The organism is Chamaesiphon sp. OTE_20_metabat_361 (assembly GCF_031364565.1).
Genome location: NZ_JANLWO010000509.1, coordinates 1 through 1,986 on the forward strand (window position 1 = coordinate 1; position 1,986 = coordinate 1,986).

At 49.9% G+C, this 1,986-nt stretch carries 2 protein-coding genes; both read right to left on the reverse strand.

Features of this window, described 5'->3' with window-relative positions; all coding sequences use genetic code 11:
* Positions 1–340: 340 nt before the first annotated feature.
* Entirely contained in the window at positions 341–988 is a 648-nt protein-coding gene (locus tag RMO35_RS14835) for a hypothetical protein (protein ID WP_309742104.1), read from the reverse strand.
* Between the two features lie 332 nt (positions 989–1,320).
* Positions 1,321–1,986: thiamine pyrophosphate-dependent enzyme (locus tag RMO35_RS14840; protein ID WP_309742105.1), on the reverse strand; the 666-nt coding region annotated here is incomplete at its 5' end.

Here is a 1,986-nt window from a genome sequence, read left to right on the forward strand (position 1 = left end):
CTAACGCGCAGTAGGCATCAGCACGACCGCTATCGGTTGCCAGATACGTCCGCCCCAATGTGTCATCTTCAAGTAAATTGAGAATGCGGTAACGTTGCTGCAAAAGAGTATCTGGGGCAATTGGTAGCATACGGTGTGCGCGCTCAAAATTACAGCGATCGAAACGATGACTTCACCCGTTCGGGTTAGGTGTTCAAGATGGTTGCCGCGATGAGTTAGTTCCTGCGGACTGGATCTCTTACTTATGTATCCTACTATCTTTGTGGACGATGAGATCGATTGTCACGTCCGATCGAGATCTAAACTGCGTTGTTTTAAAATTTTTTCACCAATATAATCGTTATTTAGGGCGATGAATGATGTTTGCATTTGGCAGTCGCCGCCGTTGAATAACCCGATCGATTCCTGACAAGTTGAGATAGGGATTTAGGAGTTGGAGTGCTTGGGCTGGAAGTGGCGAATTACTAATATATTCAGTGGTGCGATGGTCGCGTTCGATCGTCACTTTCCAGGGGATATAATTAGCTGCTTGCGATTGCGAACTAAAGGTCACTTGTTGCCGATCGATTTGCAGTTTAATTTTAATCGACGGATAATCATCGCGGCGATCGAGCTGGGGCTGATAGCTGCCGACTCGGAGCGGTGTTTGCGCCAGAGTTGTCAAGAATTTGGTACCGATCGCAGCAGGGATCGCGATCTTTTTTGTCTGCTGTTGATGAACTCCGGCTGCACCATAACCACCGATGGCAATGTGAGCATTACCAACGAATTTATCCTGGTGGCGGCGGAATTTATAGTGACGCAAAACTGGGGTGATGTCTGAGTAGCCATTCCAATCATTGTGGATTTCGATGGCACTTGCCTGCATCACGGGTGCTAGGTTGGGTAGCTTTGTAAGTGGCTGACTCTGTGCGGCTCCCTCGATCGGGGAGTGAGCGCAACTACTACATAATATCAATAACAATTGGGGCAATTTTTTGTACATCAACCAACACCAGTTATCGCCCGAATTGGTAAGCTCGGTAGCTGTTCTAGGTGACTACTTTTGAGTTATGGCGGGCTGTTAAATAGCGGTTGCCTTTAGTGAGATGATGTCTGAAAAGTCTGACCTGTTAAGCGCAAACCCTAGAAATCCCCCTAGTCCCCCTTGGAAAGGGGGGAACCGGATTCAAAGTCCCCCTTGAAAAGGGGGATTTAGCGGCTCCCGCACGCCTCTGTTTCCCGACGGTTTAGGGAGACAAGACAGGGGGATTTAGATCTACGATCGAAGCCAATAAGACTTTTCCAACACCCTCTCACTAGCAGTAACCGCTCGGTTAACTAATCTTCAGCAAAGATATAACGCCGCAATTCGCTCGGATCGGGTTCGGGACTATTTTCCGCAAACTCGACCGAATCATCGACTACTGCCTGTACTTCGCGATCGAGTGCGGCTAGTTCTTCGGTAGTAACTAACCCTTCAGCAATTAAATAATTTGCCAACTTTTTAATCGGATCGCGGGCAAACCAAAACTCTTTTTCTTCCTTCGGACGCAGTTCGTCGGGATCTGCCAAGGAATGGCCGCGAAAACGGTACGTGAGGGCTTCAATTAGCGTTGGCCCTTCCCCCGCACGAGCGCGAGCGACTGCCTCTTTAGCGACGCTGTAGACGGCCAAGACATCCATCCCATCGACTTGAACGCCGTGCATCCCGAAGGCAGCACCTTTGGTATAGATTTCCGGTACCGATGTCGCCCGTTCGTGAGACATCCCGATCGCCCACTTATTATTTTCGACGACATAGAGCATTGGCAACTTCCACAACGCTGCCATGTTCAGGCATTCAAAGAACTGACCGTTATTAGCCGCCCCATCGCCAAAGAAGCAAGCCGAAACCAGATCCGAACTCGCATCGCCCAGTGCCTCACGGCGATATTTACTCGCAAACGCCGCCCCAGTCGCCACCGGAATCCCCTCAGCCACAAACGCATATCCGCCGAGTAACCG